Origin of the sequence: Francisella sp. LA112445 (genome assembly GCF_012224145.1) — a bacterium.
Taxonomy (GTDB): Bacteria; Pseudomonadota; Gammaproteobacteria; order Francisellales; family Francisellaceae; genus Francisella.
Genome location: NZ_CP041030.1, coordinates 1037059 through 1055718 on the forward strand (window position 1 = coordinate 1037059; position 18660 = coordinate 1055718).

The following is an 18660-nucleotide window of genomic DNA, read 5'->3' on the forward strand; positions in this document are numbered from 1 at the left end:
GTCATTGTTGAAATAATAGAAAAATTATTGGTAAGCTTCATCCCAGTTACCAGTTAAACCAGCAACTTCATATTCTGTTACACGGTTTTCAAAGAAATTAGTATGGTCAGCACCATTTAAGATCCACTCTAACCAAGTTAGAGGATTTTTTTCAATATTGTATATTTCATTTAGACCTAGTTGGTTTAAACGTCTATCAGTAATATGGCGAATATATTCTTTTACTTCATTTGCATTTAAACCTTCAATAGTACCTATCTCATACGCCAGATCAATAAATCTATCTTCAAGTTCGACAGCTTGAGTAGCCATTAGATAAATTTCTTTTTTGAATTCATTATCAACTATATATGGGTTCTCTTGGCAGTATATTCTAAATAATGCTGCATTACCTTCTACGTGCATTGATTCATCACGAATTGACCATTCTACAACTTTACCCATACCTTTCATCTTACCAAAACGTTGGAAGTTTAGTAACATTGCAAATGAAGCAAATAATGCTACACCTTCATTAAATACTGTTTTAGCTAGACATAATCCTAAACCACGACGAGTTGAAGGGTCGGCATCCATCATAAAATCAATCTTATCTGTCATTGCTTTGTATTCTAAGAAAGCATGGTACTCAGAATCAGGAAGACCTAATGTATCATTAAGTAGGGCATATGCTCTTTGGTGGATACCTTCACGAGCAGCGAATGATCCTAGCATATTACGTACTTCATTATTCTTAAATGCAGGAATAAACTGATCATAGTAGTTTTGACCAACTGCAACATCAGATTGAGTAAATAATCTTAGAATATTTGTTATATATTCTTTTTCAACCTTTGTGATTTTACCATTCTTCCAATCAGTAACATCTTCTGAAAGGTCAATTTCATCTTCAATCCAGTGTGCTTTTTCATGTTTAACTGTCAGATCAACTGCCCAAGGATAGCTAAATGGTTTATACGTTTTTGAAAATGTTGTTAAAGATGAGCCTTTAACTCTAGCTATAACTTCACCAGCTCTAGCCATAAGATTATCGTAACCGCCGATATGTACATTACCTACAAATATTTGTGGTACTGTTCTAACATGTTCTTCGATAAGAAGTATGTTTTTATTTACTTCATCATAGAATTTAGCTCTTTTTTCATCATCATCAAGAGTTATTTGTGTAAAAGGGATATCATTTGCACCAAACCAGCTTTTTGCAAGGTCACAAAAAGGGCAGTTTGTTCTTGTATATATTTTTACTTCCACTATTTTTTACCTATTTTTTACTTAAGATTTTATCAGCATTAGCCTTTAATTCTGTAAAGCCACCGATATGTTCATCATCAACAAATATTTGTGGTACTGTTGAGATAGGGTAGCTAACTTTACCACTTTGATTCATCTCATCGTAAAACTTAGCACGTTGAGCATAATCATCCATAACAATTTCATCAAAAGCTATATCATTCTCATCAAACCATTGCTTTGCCCAAACACAAAAAGGACAACCATTTCTGCTATATATTTTTACTTTCATATTTTATCCTTCACAAGCGATACATTCATTTTCAGATTGCTTAATCTCAGAGAACTCAACAAGTCTTTGTTTCTCTACTTTCTTAGAAATATTTTCGGCTCTATTAGAAGTTTCTGTTCTTAAATAATATAAGCCTTTGCAACCATATTTCCAAGCATTAAAGTGAACTTTATGTAAATATTCTCTAGATGCTCCAGCAGGGAAGAAAATATTCAAAGATTGACCTTGGCATAGGTATCTCTGACGCTCTCCACCTAGATATACAACCCAGTCTTGATCCATTTCAATAGCTGTTTTAAATACATCTTTTACTTCTTTGCTTAAGAAGTCTAACTGCTGTACCGAACCACCATTAGTAATAATATCAGACCAAACTTCTTCATTATTTCTACCAACTTTCTCAAGCTCTTGCTCTAGGTATTTATTTTTTGTTAGATGTGAACCAACTCTTGTTCTAGATGTAAATGCATTTGCTTTCCAAGGCTCAATACTAGGAGAAGTGTTAAGGATTAAAGAGCTATTAGCATTTGGAGCAATAGCTAATAAGTGTGCATTTCTACGACCACTGCCAGCCATATCAGGTGCCTCACCTTTTTCTTTGCCTAAGATTAGTGTTTCTTCTACAGCTTGGTCTTTTATTCTCTTAAATATTTCTTCATTAATCTCTTTAGCTCTTTGAGATTCAAAAGCTACGCGGTGTTTTTGTAGGTATGAATGAAAGCCCATAGCTCCAAGACCAAGGCTTCTCTCTCGAGATGCACTATATCTTGCTTTAGATATCTCATCTCCAGCATGATCAATAAAGAATTGTAATACATTATCTAAGAACCTAATTAAGTCTTTGATAAGTGTTGTATCTTTCCACTCATCATATTTTTCTAAGTTTACAGAAGATAGGCAACATACTGCAGTACGATTTTCATCTGTAACTAAGTGGATTTCATTACATAGGTTTGAACCTTTGATAGTTAATCCAAGTTCTTTTTGAGATTTTGGCAATGCTCTATTTGCAGTATCTATAAAGTTTAGATACGGTTCACCTGTACGATAGCGAGTCTCAAGTATTGTTTCCCAAATTTTACGAGCTTTAACCACATCTCTTACAGTTTTGTCATCAGGATCAACAAGTTTCCAATCTTCATCATTAGCTACCGCTTGCATAAAGTCATCTGTAAGATTTACAGCATGATGAAGGTTAAGACATTTTCTATTAACATCACCTGTAGGTACACGGATACCTAAAAACTCAACAATATCTGGATGTGATACATCCATATAAGCAGCATATGAGCCTTTACGAGTTTTACCTTGTCTATAAGCTACCATATCAGCATCAACTGTATGCATAAATGGTATTGGACCTGGAGCTTTATCTGAGACAGCTCTTACATTTGACCAGTGTCCACCAACACCACCACCTTTTACAGATAACCATCTTAATTCAGAAGAGTGCTCAATAAGTCCTTCCAATGAATCTGGCACATATGATAAGAAACAGCTAATAGGTAGCGATTTAACTTTTGCACCAGGTAAAGGAGCGTTAGAAAGTACAGGTGATGCAAACATAAACCAACCGTTAGATGCAGCATCATATATACGTTGTGCTAAATTAGTGTCTCCAAATGAGTACGCCACAGCAGCTCTAGCAAAAGCATATTGAGGAGAAGGCTCATTCTCCAAGCAATAGTAGTTTGTAAGAAGTTGTAAAGCTTGCTCTGAAAGCTCACGATCTTTGGATAAATTAATATTAATGCCAAGATAGTTTTTGTCAGACATAGTAAAACCTACTTTAATGTATTTTTAATATTGAGAATGTATACTAATATGGTATACATTCGAATTTATATGTAAAATTTTATCAATTTTTTTAGATTTTAAAATACTAAATAGTTAAATATTATTCTTGACTTTGTAGAATGAGTTTTAAGATGTAGATAGTATAAGGATTAGTTAGATCCTTAATAAAAAATTTATTTTGCTAAAATTTCAGCAGCAGCTTTATTTAGCTCTTTAACTGCATCGATAGATATCTGTAATTGCTCTCTTTCTTTATCAGAAATATCAACTTCTACAGGTCTTACACCGTTTGCAGAAATCTCTGTAGGGACACCTACAAATAGGTCTTCATCCAAACCATACATACCAACTTTTACTTTAGCAGCACATGGTAGGATCATTTTTTTATCTTTAAGATAGCTTTCTGCCATTTGAATACCAGCAGCTGCAGGTGCATAGTAAGCTGAACCTGTTTTCAGTAAAGCTACAATTTCACCACCACCACTTCTAGTTCTAGCAACAATTGAATCTAATCTTTCTTGCTTTAATGAACCTTCTTTTACAAGTTGCTCAAGAGAAACACCAGCAATATTAGACATTTTAGTAAGAGGTACCATAGTATCACCATGACCACCCATTACATAAGCTTGAACTTGCTGTACAGAAACATTTAACTCATCAGCTAAGAAAGTTCTAAATCTAGCTGAGTCTAAAACTCCTGCCATACCTACTATTTTATTATCTGGAACGCCAGAGAATTTTTGTAGCATGTTAACCATAATATCTAGAGGGTTTGTGATGCATATTACGAAAGCATTAGGGCAGTTGTGTTTTATACCTTCACCAACTGATTGCATTACTTTGATATTGATACCTAAAAGATCATCACGAGACATACCAGGTTTTCTAGCAACACCAGCTGTTACGATTACAACATCAGAGTTTTCAAGATCTCTAAAATCATTTGTACCTCTAACTTTAAAATCAACGCCTTCAATAGGGCACGTTTGTAATAAGTCAAGAGCTTTACCTTGAGGCATACCTTCAGCAATATCAAATAAAACTACATCGCCTAGTTGTTTGATAAGTGCTAAATGAGCAAGTGTACCACCAATATGACCAGCACCGATAAGTGCTATTTTTTTTCTAGCCATTAAAATCTCCTTTTTTATGCTAAAAAGTGAATACAAGAAATATATTTATAATTATACATAATTATTTGCTTGTTATTCAATGAAAACTTTTGTAACAACTATAGTTTATATTTATAATAGTATTCAAATAAACTTATCTACTTATATATGCAAAAGAAATATATACAAAATATAGGTTTATACTTAGGTATTATAGGTCTTATAATATTTATGTTTGGCCTAACTGAGACGAATGTTTCTGATAAGAATGTAATTGTATTAGTAGCGACATTTTTCTTATTTATTTCAGCTGCTATACAAAAAGAGCCATTTTTCAGTGGTTCGCAGGCTATAGCGTTTATTAGTGCTATTATGGTTTTTTTTCAAGTACAAAAGACATATAACTTAGGAGTTTTTATATTTCTAGTAGTTGTATTTTGTATTTACTATTTTAGTAAACACAAATTAAATATACCAAGAGTGTTTGCTTTTATCGGTCTGATATCTTTATCTTTAGGTATACTTTTAGGTAGAAATGAGCCAATGGTTGTATGTGGGGTTGTTTTAGCAATTTATGCGATATTTTCTATAAAAGAAGGTTTTAGTGTAGGTTGGGTATTTTTGATACTCAATATCTTATTTGCAATAGTCGCAGCTAATGCATTATACGGATTTTATTAAGTGGGTAATCGATTATGAGAAAGTTATCATTTTTAGATAGAGTTATTGAGGAACTTGATAGTTATGCAAGGTTTACAAAAGCTCCTTTGAATCCTAATAGAAAATCGCCTAGCAGTGATATAGCTGATGGTAAATTATCTGATGAGGATAAGAAACATGCTGCTGGTTTGATGAGAGTTGATTATACTGGAGAAATTTGTGCCCAAGGTTTATATAGAGGGCAAGCTAGTGTAGCAAAATCAGCTGAAACTAAGGAGCATTTATACATGGCCGCAGATGAAGAATACGATCATCTAGCATGGTGTGGTGAAAGGCTTCAAGAGTTAGATGCTCAACCTAGCTTACTGAATCCTTTTTGGTACTGGGCGTCATTTGGGATCGGTGCAACAGCAGGCTCAATAAGTGATAGTTTAAGTTATGGGTTTGTTATTGAGACAGAAAAACAAGTAATGAAGCATTTAGACTCACATTTAAAAAGCTTACCTGTAAATGATAATCGCTCACGTGAGATACTTAAACAAATGTATATAGATGAGTCAGAGCATGCGATTGAAGCAGAAAAGGCAGGAGGTAAAAAACTTCCTAAACCTGTTAAAATGATTATGAAGCTACAATCAAAAGTTATGACAACTCTTGCGTATAGATTTTAGATTTTACAATCTTCAAGTTCTAGGTTATATACCTGACTTTTAAGTCTTACTTTCGCAGCTATTGCTTCTCTATGTAACATGGAGCTGCTTTTATGTGGATTATCCATATAGTTTCTATAGCCTCCTTCTCCTAGCATATATGCTAAATATAGATCAAAGCTATCAGAGGCTTTTATATCGAGTTTATGAGCTAATCGTGCCATATACCAATCAACAAACTCAACACTATCATTGAAATTATTACGTTTAGCGTTAGGCTCAACATCTCTTTGAAAAACTTTCCATGTACCATTTAATGCTTGAGCATAGCCAAATGCCGATGAGTGAGAATTTTTTACATTTGCATGAAACTTTGATTCTTGATGTATAATAGCTAAAGTAAAAGCTGGAGAAATATTATATTTATTATTAGCTTTGATTAAAGACTTTTTCCAACTAGGGTGATATTTCAATATTTGGCAAATATTTGTATTCGATGGATAATCAGTTTTAGCAAAAATATTTGTTGGATTTAGAACAAATAATATAAGTGTAATTAAAAATAGTTTTTTCATTAAAGTTTTAGATTTTACAGTTTTTAAATTGTGATTGGTAAACTCTAGTATAGTTACTAACTTTTTCGGCTATTTTTTTATCTTCTTGTATTTTTGCTTTATTTTTAAATGTGCCTGATTTGTAACGTTTAAATCCTGTAGCTCCAAGCATATATGCCATATATAAGTTTTTGCTATCTGTCATACGTAGTTTTAAACTCTTTGAAAGTTGCGACATATACCAGCCTATAAACTGTACGCTGTCATCAAAATTATTCCGTTTAGCATTTGATTTGACATCCTCTTGGAAATGTTTCCAGGTACCATCAACTGCTTGAGCATAACCATATGCTGAAGAGTATTTGCTTTTAGCATTTGCATCAAATTTAGATTCTTGATAAATAATTGCCATAGCAAAAGCAGGAGGAAGGTTATATTTATCTTGGGCTGTTTTTAGAGATTTTTTCCAACTAGAGTACTGAGCTAATATTTCGCAAGCCCCCATTTTATCATCAATTTTTGTATTTTCAGAACAACTTGAGATTATAATGATCAAAAATATTAGTAATAAATATTTAAAGTTAAAAGTTTTTTGCATATTAAATTTAAATCAACTGCTAATACATATAAGGGTAAATTATATAGATTTACATTTCTAGGGATAATGAAAATATTTAATGATTAAAATCATCTCCTATAATTGATTTGATAACAATTCCAGCTATAGTTAGGCCAAATAAAGAGGGCATATAGCTCAGAGTACCATTTGTAGCTCTAGATCTACCTAGTTGGTTTGGTTCAGGATCTTTAGGAGGTAGGGGGGCTATACCTTTTTCAGTTGAGAAAACAGCTTTTATACCTTTTTTGACTTTTTGTTTTTTTAGACGAGTACGCATAGCCCTTGCTAATGCACAAACATCTGTCTTATAAATATCGGCAACTTTAATCTGTGTAGGATCAGTTTTTCCTCCAGCTCCCATACTTGATATAGTTTTTAATCCTAACTCATGTGCAGTTTTTACTAGATTTACTTTAGCATTTAATGTATCTATAGCATCTATAACATAGTCATATTTATATTGAGTAAGTAGTTCATTAGTATTTTCTGGATTTATAAAAGTTTCTAGAGCATTAACGTTACATTCTGGATTTATATCTTTTATACGCTTTTTCATAACTTCAACTTTAGGCATACCAACAGTGCTTTGCAATGCTATAAGTTGACGGTTAATATTTGATGGATCAACAACATCCATATCAACTATTGTTAAATTACCTACACCTGCTCGTGCTAATGCTTCTATAACAAATGATCCAACACCGCCGCAACCGGCTATAAAGATATTAGCATCCTCTAATTTCTTTATACCTTGATCATTAACTAAAATACCTGTTCTTTCTGTTATTTCTTTAATCATATTATGAGTAAACCCTATTCATATCATTTATATAATTATATGCAAATAAGTTAGCATAAACTTCTCCAGTTACATGATCTATTTCATTTATATCAAGATTAACTGGTAACCAATCAATGCTACTGGTTAAAATTTTATCATTATCTAATACAAAACCATCTACTATAGCATTAGCATTTTTCATAAATTTATAATAGTTTAGAGGGGTAACAACAGAATCTTCTTTAAGAGCAAATAAATACATAGGTGTTCTAGTTTTTTCACCCTGATTTACAATATCTGCTTGTTTCATTGCTTTTATTAACTCTTTATTGGTAAATATCTTTTGGTTAAATAAGTCATACATTGAATTGTTGCCAGTAGGTATACCATAGTGTGAAGCAGACTCTTGGTTGGGATATTTCTTATATAATGCACTATTAAATATAGCAGTGGCAAAAGCTGTATTAGGAATATGTTTCTGTAGGAAAAGATTAGCAAATGTATAATGTTTGCCCTGGAGATTACACTTACCTTGAGAGAAAGTTGAACATTGCATATTAAAGAATGCACTATCAAAATCTCTTATGCTAATATCCTTTGAAGTATTTCCATAGTGTAAATAGCTCATAAAAGTGTTAGACATAAGCCCAGGCTTTAAAATAGTTGTTATCAGCTTACTATGTATAGCATATTTATCAGAGTCATTATTATCAGTCATAAAATTTAGTGTAGTTTGACTGATATCATAAGCACCACTTAAACCTGCAGCTGCCCTATATTTGTATAGACTATTTAACTTACTAACACCTTTACAATTACCTCGCCACCCTAAACATTTGGCGCTCCATATTGAATAAGCTCCACCTTCTGAATATCCTACAGAATAAAGGTTTAAATGTTTGTTTTTTGTAAATTTATATTTATCACGAATGTCTTGACTAACATTGTTTAACATATCAACCGCGGTATTTACTGTTTGTCTTGGGTAGAGAACATATGGATGGAAATTTTTATAATCATCTCCTTGCCCTATATAATCTGGAGCAACAACGATGTATCCATTAGCTGCATAAATAGCTGCATAAATCGTATTAAAAAGTGTACTTGTTTTATTATCTTTACTTAAATTAGAAGCGACTCCTGCATTATCAAAAATAGTAGGATGATAGTATATTACTACTCCTTTTGGATCTTTTGTTTCAGGTAACATTAACAGTCCTGATACATTAGACTCAACTTTACCTGTAGCAGGGAAAGAGTTTGTCGTGCTATAAGTTACTTTATTTAACTCGATATCTTTAATATTTTTATTAGCCAGAGACTCAACATTGATACCGTAATTTTTAACATTTTGTATATTTTTTTGACAATCTTCTTTAGAGAGCTTTTTATTGCAGAAATATTTTGTGAGATAGTTTTTTTCAACTTCCTGAGTTTTCCATACAGTTGTATCAACGATTTTTGTATATCCCAGTGTGGATATTAGAAATAAACTAGTTAGTAAGGCAGTTTTTTTCATCGCTATAAATTATTTTAAAAGATATAAAGTATATTTTATCAATTATTTATATTAGATGTCTTACTTTTGTTAATCTAAGTTAATATTTCTCACATCAGTAACAGTCATACCTGCTTTTAAAGCATTTATCAAACCAGGAACGCCGTCTTCAAAAACATGACACTCTTGACTCTTAACATTATATTTCTCGGCTAATAGAGTAAAAGCTTTAGGAGAGTCCTTACTTGGGTGGTTATCATCAGCAGTAATGATCTCATCAAATAAATCGGTAAGCTCTAATATATCTAAAGATTTATATACATTATCTTTTTTACCTCCTGATATCACTACCATTGGGATTTTTTTATAGTAATGTCTAACTAAATCAACAACCGGTTCAATAGGGGTAGTATTATCCAGAAACCTGTAAGAAGTAGTTTTAATTTCTTCTGCAATAATAGGGGTTTGTTTACTATCAAAATTAAAAACTTTTTTCAGAATAGCTTCACTTGGTAAGCCATTATATTTTTCTAGATCGATCGGTGTGATAGTGATATTTTTTCTACCTAAGACATCTATCCAAGCGTTAGTATGTATGTGCATGTTGTTTGCAATAGTTCCATCACAATCAAAAATTAAAAGTTTAGTATTTTTATGAACAGGTAAAAGCATAGTGTTTTATATTGTTACATTAAGTGCAAAGTATTATATACAATAAATGTTGTTGACATAAGAGTAAATAATGCGCAAAATTAGTATCGTTAAATTTGATAAATAACCATAAAAATTTACTAAATGGAGGAATGTATTATGGTATTAGTAGGAAAAAAAGCTCCTGTATTTAATGCACCAGCTGTACTAGGCGATGGTGAGATAGTAGATAATTATGATTTTGCAAAAGCTATTCAAGGTAAATATTCTGTAGTAGTATTTTACCCATTAGACTTTACATTTGTCTGTCCATCTGAGCTAATAGCTTTAGATAAAAGAACAGCTAAGTTAAAAGAGCTAGGTGTAGAAGTTGTTTCTGTATCTATTGACTCTCACTTTACTCATAATGCTTGGAGAAATACTCCAGTAAATGAAGGTGGTATCGGACCAGTTAAATACACTATGGTTGCAGATATAAACCAAGAAATCGTAAAAGCTTATGATGTTCAGTCTGAAGGTGGTATGGCATTTAGAGGTACTTTCTTGATTGATAGAGATGGTGTTGTTCGTCATCAAGTGGTTAACGATCTTCCATTAGGTAGAAATATGGATGAAGTTATCAGAATGGTTGAAGCTTTACAATTCCATGAAGAGCATGGTGAAGTTTGTCCTGCTGGTTGGAACAAAGGTGATGAAGGTATGAAAGCTTCTCCTGAGGGTGTTGCAGAATACTTATCTGGTCACGTTGTAGATTTATAATTTGAATAATTTTCAATAAAGTACTATTCTTTAAAATTCCTTATTTTCTAAGCTGCATAGATGAAAAAACTTTTCTTAGTCGTTATAAGTTTGTTTTTACTTACTTATAATATTTATGCAGCTAGTGATGATATAAATACTCAACAAAAACTAACTACTACAGATAAAAATCAAGCTGATCAAAAAGATAATTCTGCTATTGATGATGTTGAGGAATATGAAGGTGAATCTATTTCTTCAGGTAGCACATTTGATGTTGGTAAGTCATTATTAAAAGTTACTCATTTGAATAAAGTTAAACCACCACTTTTTGATGGTATAGATAATAATGTTATATTTTCACAAGCATTACTTAATACACAACAAGAAACAGGAGATGGATTATTTATCTTAGAATCTCGACAAAATGGACTTTTAAAAGATAACTATCTATATTTAGGTGGTATGGGATCTTTTACACCAGTATGGGGTAGAGATTCTCAGAATAACTTATCCTCAAACTCAGTCAATAATTATGCTTTAGAATATTATGTACTAAGTACTCTTGGAGAATGGACTTCTGTCTATGCGTCTTTAAATACTTATACCACAGATGGCCAATGGAATGTAACTCCTGGAAATATATTTTTTATATTAGGTAACCTTAATAAGTTTCCTATATATTCATATGCAGCTCTATCTACGGTTAATTTTGGTAACTTTAATGAGACGACTAACTTTTTACCCACGTTGACTAGATTATATTTTATGCAGTCAGGAGGTAATGTTAATGTTTCTTATAATCAATATGGATTACAGGCAAATTTTGTTTTCTTAGGATCTTCACGTAATAATAATTTATTGCAAGTTGCTAATGCTTATAATGGTAATACAAATTTAGGATATTCAGTAAACCTAAAATACACTAAAGATTTAGATAAAGTTGGAGATTATTGGTATGCTGGTGCAGCATATTCAAATGTATCAGGTTTTACAAATCAAAATAATGATAATGTAGGTGTGGTAGATCTTAACTTTGGTATGAATATTAATAAATTTGAGTTTATAAATGAATTTGTATTTACTGATAAAGGTGTAAGTAAGACTACTGATCTTTCAGCAGGATTTAATCTTAGAGAGTCTTTTGCTGCTTCGATGTTTCCTGGTTTACAGTCTAAAGACTTTTTAACAAGTGGTGGCCGAGTATATTCCTGGTCATCACAGTTAGACTATACTTTTGATTTATATAATAAAGATCTTGTTCCTTATGTGAGCTATTCTCAGATCCAACAGTCAGCTAATAACTATGCGGCTATGATTAATACAGGCTTTAGATATAATGCTTTTTCAGATGCTTGGATAGGGTTTAGCTATGGGTATAATAGAGGTAAAGCAAAAGACTTTTCTCAACAGGATAATATTCTGGCGCTATATATGAGAATATTTATTTAAAATAAATTATTTTTAATTTTATGTTAAACTACTATCGTTATTAAGTAGTATAGGAATAAATATGCAATCTTTACCACAGTGTCCGAAGTGCCAATCTGAATATGTTTATCAGGATGGAGAGTTATTAATTTGTCCAGAATGTGGTTATGAATGGCAGCCAAGTGAGATTGCTGATGATAGCTTAACTATACGAGATTCTAATGGTAACTTACTAGAAGATGGTGATACGGTCACTGTAATAAAAGATTTAAAGCTAAAAGGATCTTCACAAGTTATAAAAGTAGGCACAAAAGTTAAAAATATTCGCCTAGTGGAAGGTGACCATGATATTGACTGTAAAGTTGATGGCTTTGGTGCAATGAAATTAAAATCACAGTTTGTGAAAAAAGTATAACTATAAGTTATGAAGCTTGAGAGAGTTTTATTTTTAATATTATTAATAGCTATTTTTGGTTTATGCTATGCTTATATTGTCAATGATAATGGTAATACTATTAATGTTTCAAGTAAGCAAGCAAACCTAATCGATGATATTGAGATGCAAGAAGGTGAGGCTTTAAGCCACAAGCAGATTATTAATATCATCGAAACAACTAGTGGTTCGAGCTTAAAATAAACATCTAACTTATGTTTGAAAGAATATTTACTTTTTTTAATATCTTTGTAGTTTTTGCTATATCCAATATAGCTATGGCAAATGACGTATCTCAGAGTAATGATAGCTCTGAAGATCAAAGTAGTAAATATTCTCCTAACTTTATGAGAGAATTAGAGTCTAATGCTTTTAGAAGAGTCTTTCCAAATGAGGATTTTCTCGATGATATAACACCATTAAGCTATAAACAACAAGCCAAACAGCAGGAAAAAATGGCCAAACAAGCCATTCAAGATTTAGCAGTGAAAGAGGGTGAAGCCCTTTCAGATAGTGAAAAAAGAGCTGTTGCAAAAAAGAGTATCGATAATAAAATTAATGAAGCTCTAAATTATAATGCGATAAAAACATCTTTTTTTAATGGTTTTAGAGTTAGCGAGACCTTCTCTCATGCTATGCTAAACACCCAACAAGATACCGGCGATCCTTTATTTATGCTTCAAGCAAGGCAACAAGGTATTTTAGCGGATGATTATATATATTTTGGTGCTAAGCTGGCATTACTTGATTGGTTTAGATTAAATAAAGTACCTCCTGGGGGAGAAAATATGGAGTTTTCATATGCTATAAATGCATATGCAGCTTCGACAATTTCCCCATGGTTTAGTGCGCTACTTGGCTTTACGCTTTATCAAGATCATCATGATGGGTTTAATGTTACCCCAAATACTATATATCTGATCGTTGGTAACTTATCAGAAAGTCCATTTTTTGGTTATGTTGCCAACTCAACAGTTATGTTTGGTAACTTTGATATTGTTTCTAACTATGTTCCAACTTTGACACGTACATACTTTATGCAGGCGGGGGGAAATATTAATTTCTCATATCATACTCCAGATTTACATTTAAACGCTGTAATATTAGATGCTAATCCAAACAACTACTTTGGTGCTACAAATGCTGGAAGCAAAAGTGGGGTAGGTTTTAGCTTGAATGCCAAATATATTTATCAGATGGATAAGGTTGGTGACTATCAATTTTTTGGCGCGGCATACTCAAATGTATCTGGCTTTCAGACAGCTAATGGCGGTAATGTTGGATCCTTTGATTTAAACTATGGTTTAGCAATTTCAGATATAAACTTTGAGGCAGAAGCCTTAATCACAGACAATGGTGTTGGTGGGATCAATAATTCTTCATCTGTGAGTCCTCAAAACATAGCAGGCGTTCCATTTTTTGGTTCAATAAGACCAAGTGCTAATTTAATATATGATGGATTCTTAGGCTCTGGAGGTGTAGTAGCCTCATGGTCAACTCAAGCCAGTTATACTGCTACAGTTTTTAACAAAAGGCTTATTCCATATATTGATTATTCACATATTCTGCAAAATGCACAAAATTACTCTTATCAATATGGTGCCGGTGTTAGGTACAATGTTTTTTATGGCTCCTGGCTAGGTCTTGATTATACGAATATTAATTCACGTAGTACGCATTTTAATGAGCAACAAAACTATCTTTCTTTAAACTATACATTATATTTATAGTGATCTATTGTTATAATTATCTGCATAGATTTTCTCTGAGTATAAAATATTAATGTCTAGACAAGTTTTTATAGATACTGAAACAACAGGTTTTGATTTTAAGATAGGTAATAGAATTATCGAGTTTGGAGCAGTTGAGGTTATTGATAGAAGAATAACAGGTAACACGTTACATTTTTATTGTAATCCAAATTATGAAGTAGAAGCTGGAGCATTAGCTATCCATGGTTTAACAAATGATTTCTTATCAGATAAACCTCTTTTTGAAGAAAAAGCAGGCGAAATGATTGAGTTTTTAAAAGATGCTGAGGTTATTATTCATAATGCAGCCTTTGACGTACCATTTATAAACTGGGAACTCGGGCTTCTAAAAGATAATAAATATGGAACTTTAGAAAACCATGTTACAAAAATTATTGATAGTTTAGAGATTGCTAGAAAAAAACACCCACTTCAGAAAAATAATCTTGATGCTTTATGCAAAAGGTATCAAATAAGAAATGATCACCGTACATTTCATGGAGCATTATTAGATAGTGAGTTGTTAGCAGATGTATATCTTGCAATGACAGGCGGACAGACTAATTTGACATTACAAACTACAAAAACAGCTAGTAAAAATAATATTGAAATAGATCTTAGTAAACTAAATTTACGCAAAGCAGATGAGACTGTTCAGGATATAAGTAAACATCAAGAATATTTAAAAAATGTCTTAAAACTGCAAGAAGATAATATATGGTAGAAAAAGTAATATTCTTAGAAGCCAAAGAAAGTGAGTTAATATCAGCAGGTAAAGACTTTTTTGGTAGAGATTTATTTTTAGAGCGTGCTACATACAAAGCATGGCTTGCTCTTAAAGAGGCTGCTAGAATAGATCAAATAGAGCTGTTTATAGTCTCTGGTTTTAGAAGCTATGAATATCAACAGAAAATTATTGATAGGAAGTTAGCTAGTGGACAAACTCTTGAGCAAATTAGTAAAGTAAATGCTTTGCCTGGTCAAAGTGAGCATCATACTGGTAGAGCTTTAGATTTGACTACAGCTGATGAGAAAGAAGTTTTGACAGAAGAGTTTGAAAAGACGCAAGCGTTTGAATGGTTAACAAAGAATGCTTATAAATTTGGTTTTAAAATGAGCTTTCCACCTAACAATAAATATGGATTTATTTATGAGCCTTGGCACTGGTGTTATCAAAATGAAAAAAACTAAAAAGCTATTATTTTTATCATGTTCTCTTTTAGCTTTAGGTAGCTGTAGTAGCGTATCGAATGATATTAAAAAAAATAAAGCAGATCTTGAGTTTGCATCTACTAATTATCCTTGGATATTTGGCTCTGTACGTAAAGATATTATCCAATCTAATTTACAAGAAGCTATTAAGCAGAATAATGATATAGGAAATGTTAAGCAGTTAAAAACATTAAATGAACTTGAAGCTGGTAGGCTTTTACAGCTTGATGGTCATTATCAAGACTCAATAAAATCATATAATGAAGCTATAAAAACTATACCAACGAATAAAAAAGAGTTCATTAAAAAAACCAAATCTATATTATTAGGCAAGGATACTTATAGCTATTATGATATTAAATCAGCGTATAATATTCCTGATTATGAAATAACTTTTTTATATACCTATCAAGCATTAAATTATTTAAAGACAAATAATGTTAAAGAAGCTTTAATGTCTTTAGATAGTTTAGATAATGCAACTATGTGGTATAACCAACAGCAAGTACTTGCTTATGAAATGAAGAAACTTGCGAAGAAAAGTCTAAAAGAAGATGATTTTACAGACAAAGAACTTCGTAGTGAAAATTTTAAAACATTAAAAACAATGGCAAGCTTTTCTAATAGAATTCCTAACTCTTATGGTAATCCTATGAGCTATTACTTTAAAGCTATTTTAGAATCTGCAGTTTCCAAGGACTATAAAAAAGCAGTTGCTGATTTAGCTAAAGCTCAAAGCTACACTGTTGGAAATAAATACCTTGATCAAACTAAAAATGAATATCAAACTGCAATAGCAAGTGAGACATCGCCATTTCCTATGGGAATGGGTAGGGTTGTTGTGTTTTATGAACAAGGACTAGTTAATGTAAGAAAATCTGAAAAAGTGCCTCTAGATTTAGAAGATGCAGGAATTAAAAAGATAGATTTTCCAATTTATAAAACTGATTATAATTTCTTTGGACCTAAAAAAGTAACAATCTCTACTGAAGGTAAACAATTAGTTGATACATATACAGAAACACTTTTAGATGGAACTCTTTTTGCTGTTAAATCTCTGGTAGAAGAGTACCCTAGAATAATTACACAAAATGTTGTAATCGAAGTTGTTAAGCATGAGATTGATAAAGGTTTTGCATTAGGAGGGTTACTAGGAAGTCACTTGAAATTTAACCTTTCAAATACTGATCCTAAGCGTGCAGATTTAAGAAGTTGGCTACTAATACCAAATAGTATTGATTTATTTGAAGATGAGCTTGATAGTGGCAACTATACAATCCAAGTAAATAATATTCGTCAAAAAATAGATATTAAACAGGGTAAAACAACATTATTATGGATTGTTGATATTGGCAAATTTAAGAAAGTTTACTATTTTATATTTTAGTTAAAAATAAGAGGCAATTTATAAGTTTACGATATATAATTCTAGGTTAAATTCTCCTATCAAAATCTAGAAGTTTAAAGTTGTTAAATAAATTCATTTGTCTTAAAAAATCAAGCGTTGTTTTAGGACTGTCATCTGCATTGACAATAGGCTTTTTCACGGTGTATCAAATTATCTTTGATCCGCAGAATATTTATGGTCTATTTGCAACATTAGGATGTTTTATCGCAACATTACATCAAGTTTCAATACGTGATCATAACATTAAATTTAAGCTAATTGCTGGAGTTATATTCTCTATACTTGTTAGTTTAGCAACAGCATTAGGTAGCTTTTATTCTACTGATTTAATTATAAGCTCTATTATTTTATTAATTTTTTCATTTGTAATAGGATATACCGCAAAATCTGACTTAGTATTTTCTTTAGGGACACTTTTTGTTGCTGATATGTATGTGATAGGTACAGGTTTTAGTTTTAATCTTTTAGATTCTTTAGTAATGGGAGGAATAACTTTTATTGGAGCGATGTTATTTATTTTAGTATTTGCTTTTTTAACTAAGAAAACAAAAATACTAGATAGAAACAATAATATAGAAAGGTCAATTAAAGTTATTCCTGATATAGACTCGACATTATATGCTATAAGTCTTTCATTGGGTTTGATAATAGGTAATTTTATTTCAATATATTTTAATATCGAGATAGGATACTGGATACCAATGACAGTGTTACTAATATTTAAACCTGATATTATTAGATCTTCAAAAGCTATAAAGCATAGATTAATTGGTACTTTGATAGGTTCATTATTTGCTATACCTTTAGCTATTTATTTGTTTGATCCATATATTATTTGGCTAGTTTTAATTGTAGCTACATTTTTTACAATTTGTTGCTTTATCAAGCATTATGGCAGCTATGTATTATTCTTAACAATATTTGTGGCAATGCTTCTAAAATTAGCACATATGTCAGGATATGATATTAGTATTTCTAGATTAATATATACTATGATAGGAATAGTGATTGTTGCTATTATAATAATAGCTTCTAGATATTTGAGATTAATATTTGCAAAGAATTAGATTCAGAAAGGTTCATTTAAAAGGTTTATTTTAAATAGTCAAAAACAACCTCACCAAACCCTAAAGTTACATCTGCAATAAAGTGAGATCCTTTTATAATTTCCTTAACTGGTAAATGGTGAAGAGCTGCCTGTACATGATTAAATACTTGTAACTCAACAGGTCCTGTCCACGCACCTTTGACAGTTACATCTTTTACATGATATTTTACAAGTTCACAGATACTTACATCTTTACCATTTACATGAGGAATAGTCTTAAGTAGGAAGTTTGGCGTTTCTTCTAGAGCTTTTTTAACGGCTTGTTTATCAAGCTCTTCATATTTATAGCCCATAGTACCAAAAGCTACATCAATACTATTGTATTTGACAGTACCTAGTAGAGTATCTGAATCTACAGTTAGAGTAGGGTGTGCATATTTTTTTGGAAAGCCCCAAATCTCACGACCAGCAGCTATAGATGGCAAATTATCTAATAGCATAATATGAGAATATAAGCCTTTTTTGCCATCAAGCTCAACTTCTATAAGCTGACCAGCCTCATTAAAACTACCAAAACCGTTAGCATCATGCATTTTCATAAATTCAAATTTTACAAGACCAGTTGGTTGAAGTGGTTCTGGGACATATTTTTTTAAAACTTCTATGTCAGCTAGATAATCAATAATAAAATATTCTCTGTTAGTAAATTTATAAGCAATTCTATTTGCAGTTGGTGAAACTAAAGGCATTGAAAAAACATTTTTCTTTACATCTTCTATTTTCATTTTTAATTCC

General features: G+C 31.5%; 21 protein-coding genes. 11 read left to right on the forward strand and 10 right to left on the reverse strand.

Going from position 1 to position 18660, the window contains the following annotated elements:
- Positions 1–24 precede the first annotated feature (24 nt).
- The 4 genes from FIP56_RS05090 to mdh all read right to left on the reverse strand — a co-directional run bounded on the left by FIP56_RS05090 (position 25) and on the right by mdh (position 4452).
- Positions 25–1254: a ribonucleotide-diphosphate reductase subunit beta gene (locus tag FIP56_RS05090; RefSeq protein ID WP_192578856.1), complete on the reverse strand. Its 1230-nt coding sequence runs from the start codon at positions 1252–1254 to the stop codon at positions 25–27.
- A gap of 7 nt (positions 1255–1261) precedes the next feature.
- Entirely contained in the window at positions 1262–1522 is a 261-nt protein-coding gene (locus FIP56_RS05095; protein ID WP_192577865.1) for a glutaredoxin, read from the reverse strand.
- A 3-nt stretch (positions 1523–1525) separates the two neighbouring features.
- Positions 1526–3298, reverse strand: coding sequence for a ribonucleoside-diphosphate reductase subunit alpha (locus FIP56_RS05100; RefSeq protein WP_192577866.1), 1773 nt, complete (start codon positions 3296–3298; stop codon positions 1526–1528).
- A gap of 194 nt (positions 3299–3492) precedes the next feature.
- Positions 3493–4452 (reverse strand): malate dehydrogenase, encoded by a 960-nt coding sequence (gene mdh, locus FIP56_RS05105; RefSeq protein WP_192577867.1) that lies wholly within the window; start codon positions 4450–4452, stop codon positions 3493–3495.
- A gap of 147 nt (positions 4453–4599) precedes the next feature.
- On the opposite strand from mdh, the gene FIP56_RS05110 reads away from it, so the two are divergent.
- Both FIP56_RS05110 and coq7 read left to right on the forward strand, forming a co-directional pair.
- Positions 4600–5112 (forward strand): MFS transporter, encoded by a 513-nt coding sequence (locus FIP56_RS05110; RefSeq protein ID WP_192577868.1) that lies wholly within the window; start codon positions 4600–4602, stop codon positions 5110–5112.
- A 14-nt stretch (positions 5113–5126) separates the two neighbouring features.
- Entirely contained in the window at positions 5127–5762 is a 636-nt protein-coding gene (gene coq7, locus FIP56_RS05115) for a 2-polyprenyl-3-methyl-6-methoxy-1,4-benzoquinone monooxygenase (protein WP_192577869.1), read from the forward strand.
- Here the strand turns inward: coq7 and FIP56_RS05120 are convergent.
- The 5 genes from FIP56_RS05120 to FIP56_RS05140 all read right to left on the reverse strand — a co-directional run bounded on the left by FIP56_RS05120 (position 5759) and on the right by FIP56_RS05140 (position 9865).
- Positions 5759–6316 (reverse strand): transglycosylase SLT domain-containing protein, encoded by a 558-nt coding sequence (locus tag FIP56_RS05120; RefSeq protein ID WP_192577870.1) that lies wholly within the window; start codon positions 6314–6316, stop codon positions 5759–5761. The two genes, coq7 and FIP56_RS05120, sit on opposite strands and share 4 nt — an antisense overlap.
- 7 nt (positions 6317–6323) lie before the next feature.
- Positions 6324–6893 carry a transglycosylase SLT domain-containing protein gene (locus tag FIP56_RS05125; protein ID WP_192577871.1) on the reverse strand — a complete coding sequence of 190 codons (570 nt, stop codon included), beginning with the start codon at positions 6891–6893 and terminating at the stop codon, positions 6324–6326.
- A 76-nt stretch (positions 6894–6969) separates the two neighbouring features.
- Entirely contained in the window at positions 6970–7713 is a 744-nt protein-coding gene (locus tag FIP56_RS05130) for a tRNA threonylcarbamoyladenosine dehydratase (protein WP_192577872.1), read from the reverse strand.
- A 1-nt stretch (position 7714) separates the two neighbouring features.
- Positions 7715–9214 carry a lysophospholipase gene (locus FIP56_RS05135; protein ID WP_192577873.1) on the reverse strand — a complete coding sequence of 500 codons (1500 nt, stop codon included), beginning with the start codon at positions 9212–9214 and terminating at the stop codon, positions 7715–7717.
- A 69-nt stretch (positions 9215–9283) separates the two neighbouring features.
- Complete coding sequence (locus FIP56_RS05140; RefSeq protein WP_192577874.1) at positions 9284–9865, reverse strand: HAD family phosphatase; 582 nt, start codon at positions 9863–9865, stop codon at positions 9284–9286.
- A gap of 135 nt (positions 9866–10000) precedes the next feature.
- Here FIP56_RS05140 and FIP56_RS05145 point away from each other — a divergent pair, with 135 nt between their 5' ends.
- The 9 genes from FIP56_RS05145 to FIP56_RS05190 all read left to right on the forward strand — a co-directional run bounded on the left by FIP56_RS05145 (position 10001) and on the right by FIP56_RS05190 (position 17884).
- Positions 10001–10603 carry a peroxiredoxin C gene (locus tag FIP56_RS05145; protein WP_209451874.1) on the forward strand — a complete coding sequence of 201 codons (603 nt, stop codon included), beginning with the start codon at positions 10001–10003 and terminating at the stop codon, positions 10601–10603.
- A 60-nt stretch (positions 10604–10663) separates the two neighbouring features.
- The gene (locus tag FIP56_RS05150) at positions 10664–12034 is read left to right on the forward strand and encodes a hypothetical protein (RefSeq protein ID WP_192577876.1); all 1371 of its coding nucleotides are present in this window, start codon (positions 10664–10666) and stop codon (positions 12032–12034) included.
- A 61-nt stretch (positions 12035–12095) separates the two neighbouring features.
- Positions 12096–12428 carry a zinc ribbon domain-containing protein YjdM gene (locus FIP56_RS05155; RefSeq protein ID WP_192577877.1) on the forward strand — a complete coding sequence of 111 codons (333 nt, stop codon included), beginning with the start codon at positions 12096–12098 and terminating at the stop codon, positions 12426–12428.
- Between the two features lie 9 nt (positions 12429–12437).
- Positions 12438–12650: a hypothetical protein gene (locus tag FIP56_RS05160; RefSeq protein ID WP_192577878.1), complete on the forward strand. Its 213-nt coding sequence runs from the start codon at positions 12438–12440 to the stop codon at positions 12648–12650.
- Between the two features lie 11 nt (positions 12651–12661).
- Positions 12662–14176, forward strand: a complete 1515-nt coding sequence (locus tag FIP56_RS10310; RefSeq protein WP_209451860.1) for a hypothetical protein — start codon at positions 12662–12664, stop codon at positions 14174–14176.
- Between the two features lie 52 nt (positions 14177–14228).
- On the forward strand, positions 14229–14921 hold the full coding sequence (gene dnaQ / locus FIP56_RS05175; protein ID WP_192577879.1) for a DNA polymerase III subunit epsilon: 693 nt from the start codon (positions 14229–14231) through the stop codon (positions 14919–14921).
- Positions 14915–15388 (forward strand): M15 family metallopeptidase, encoded by a 474-nt coding sequence (locus FIP56_RS05180; RefSeq protein WP_192577880.1) that lies wholly within the window; start codon positions 14915–14917, stop codon positions 15386–15388. The genes dnaQ and FIP56_RS05180 overlap by 7 nt, the downstream gene beginning before the upstream one ends.
- Complete coding sequence (locus FIP56_RS05185; protein ID WP_192578858.1) at positions 15375–16796, forward strand: hypothetical protein; 1422 nt, start codon at positions 15375–15377, stop codon at positions 16794–16796. Before FIP56_RS05180 ends, FIP56_RS05185 begins: the two co-directional genes overlap by 14 nt.
- An 80-nt stretch (positions 16797–16876) precedes the next feature.
- Entirely contained in the window at positions 16877–17884 is a 1008-nt protein-coding gene (locus FIP56_RS05190; protein WP_192577881.1) for an FUSC family protein, read from the forward strand.
- A gap of 25 nt (positions 17885–17909) precedes the next feature.
- Here the strand turns inward: FIP56_RS05190 and FIP56_RS05195 are convergent, their stop codons facing one another.
- Positions 17910–18650 (reverse strand): acetoacetate decarboxylase, encoded by a 741-nt coding sequence (locus FIP56_RS05195; protein WP_192577882.1) that lies wholly within the window; start codon positions 18648–18650, stop codon positions 17910–17912.
- Positions 18651–18660 lie beyond the last annotated feature (10 nt).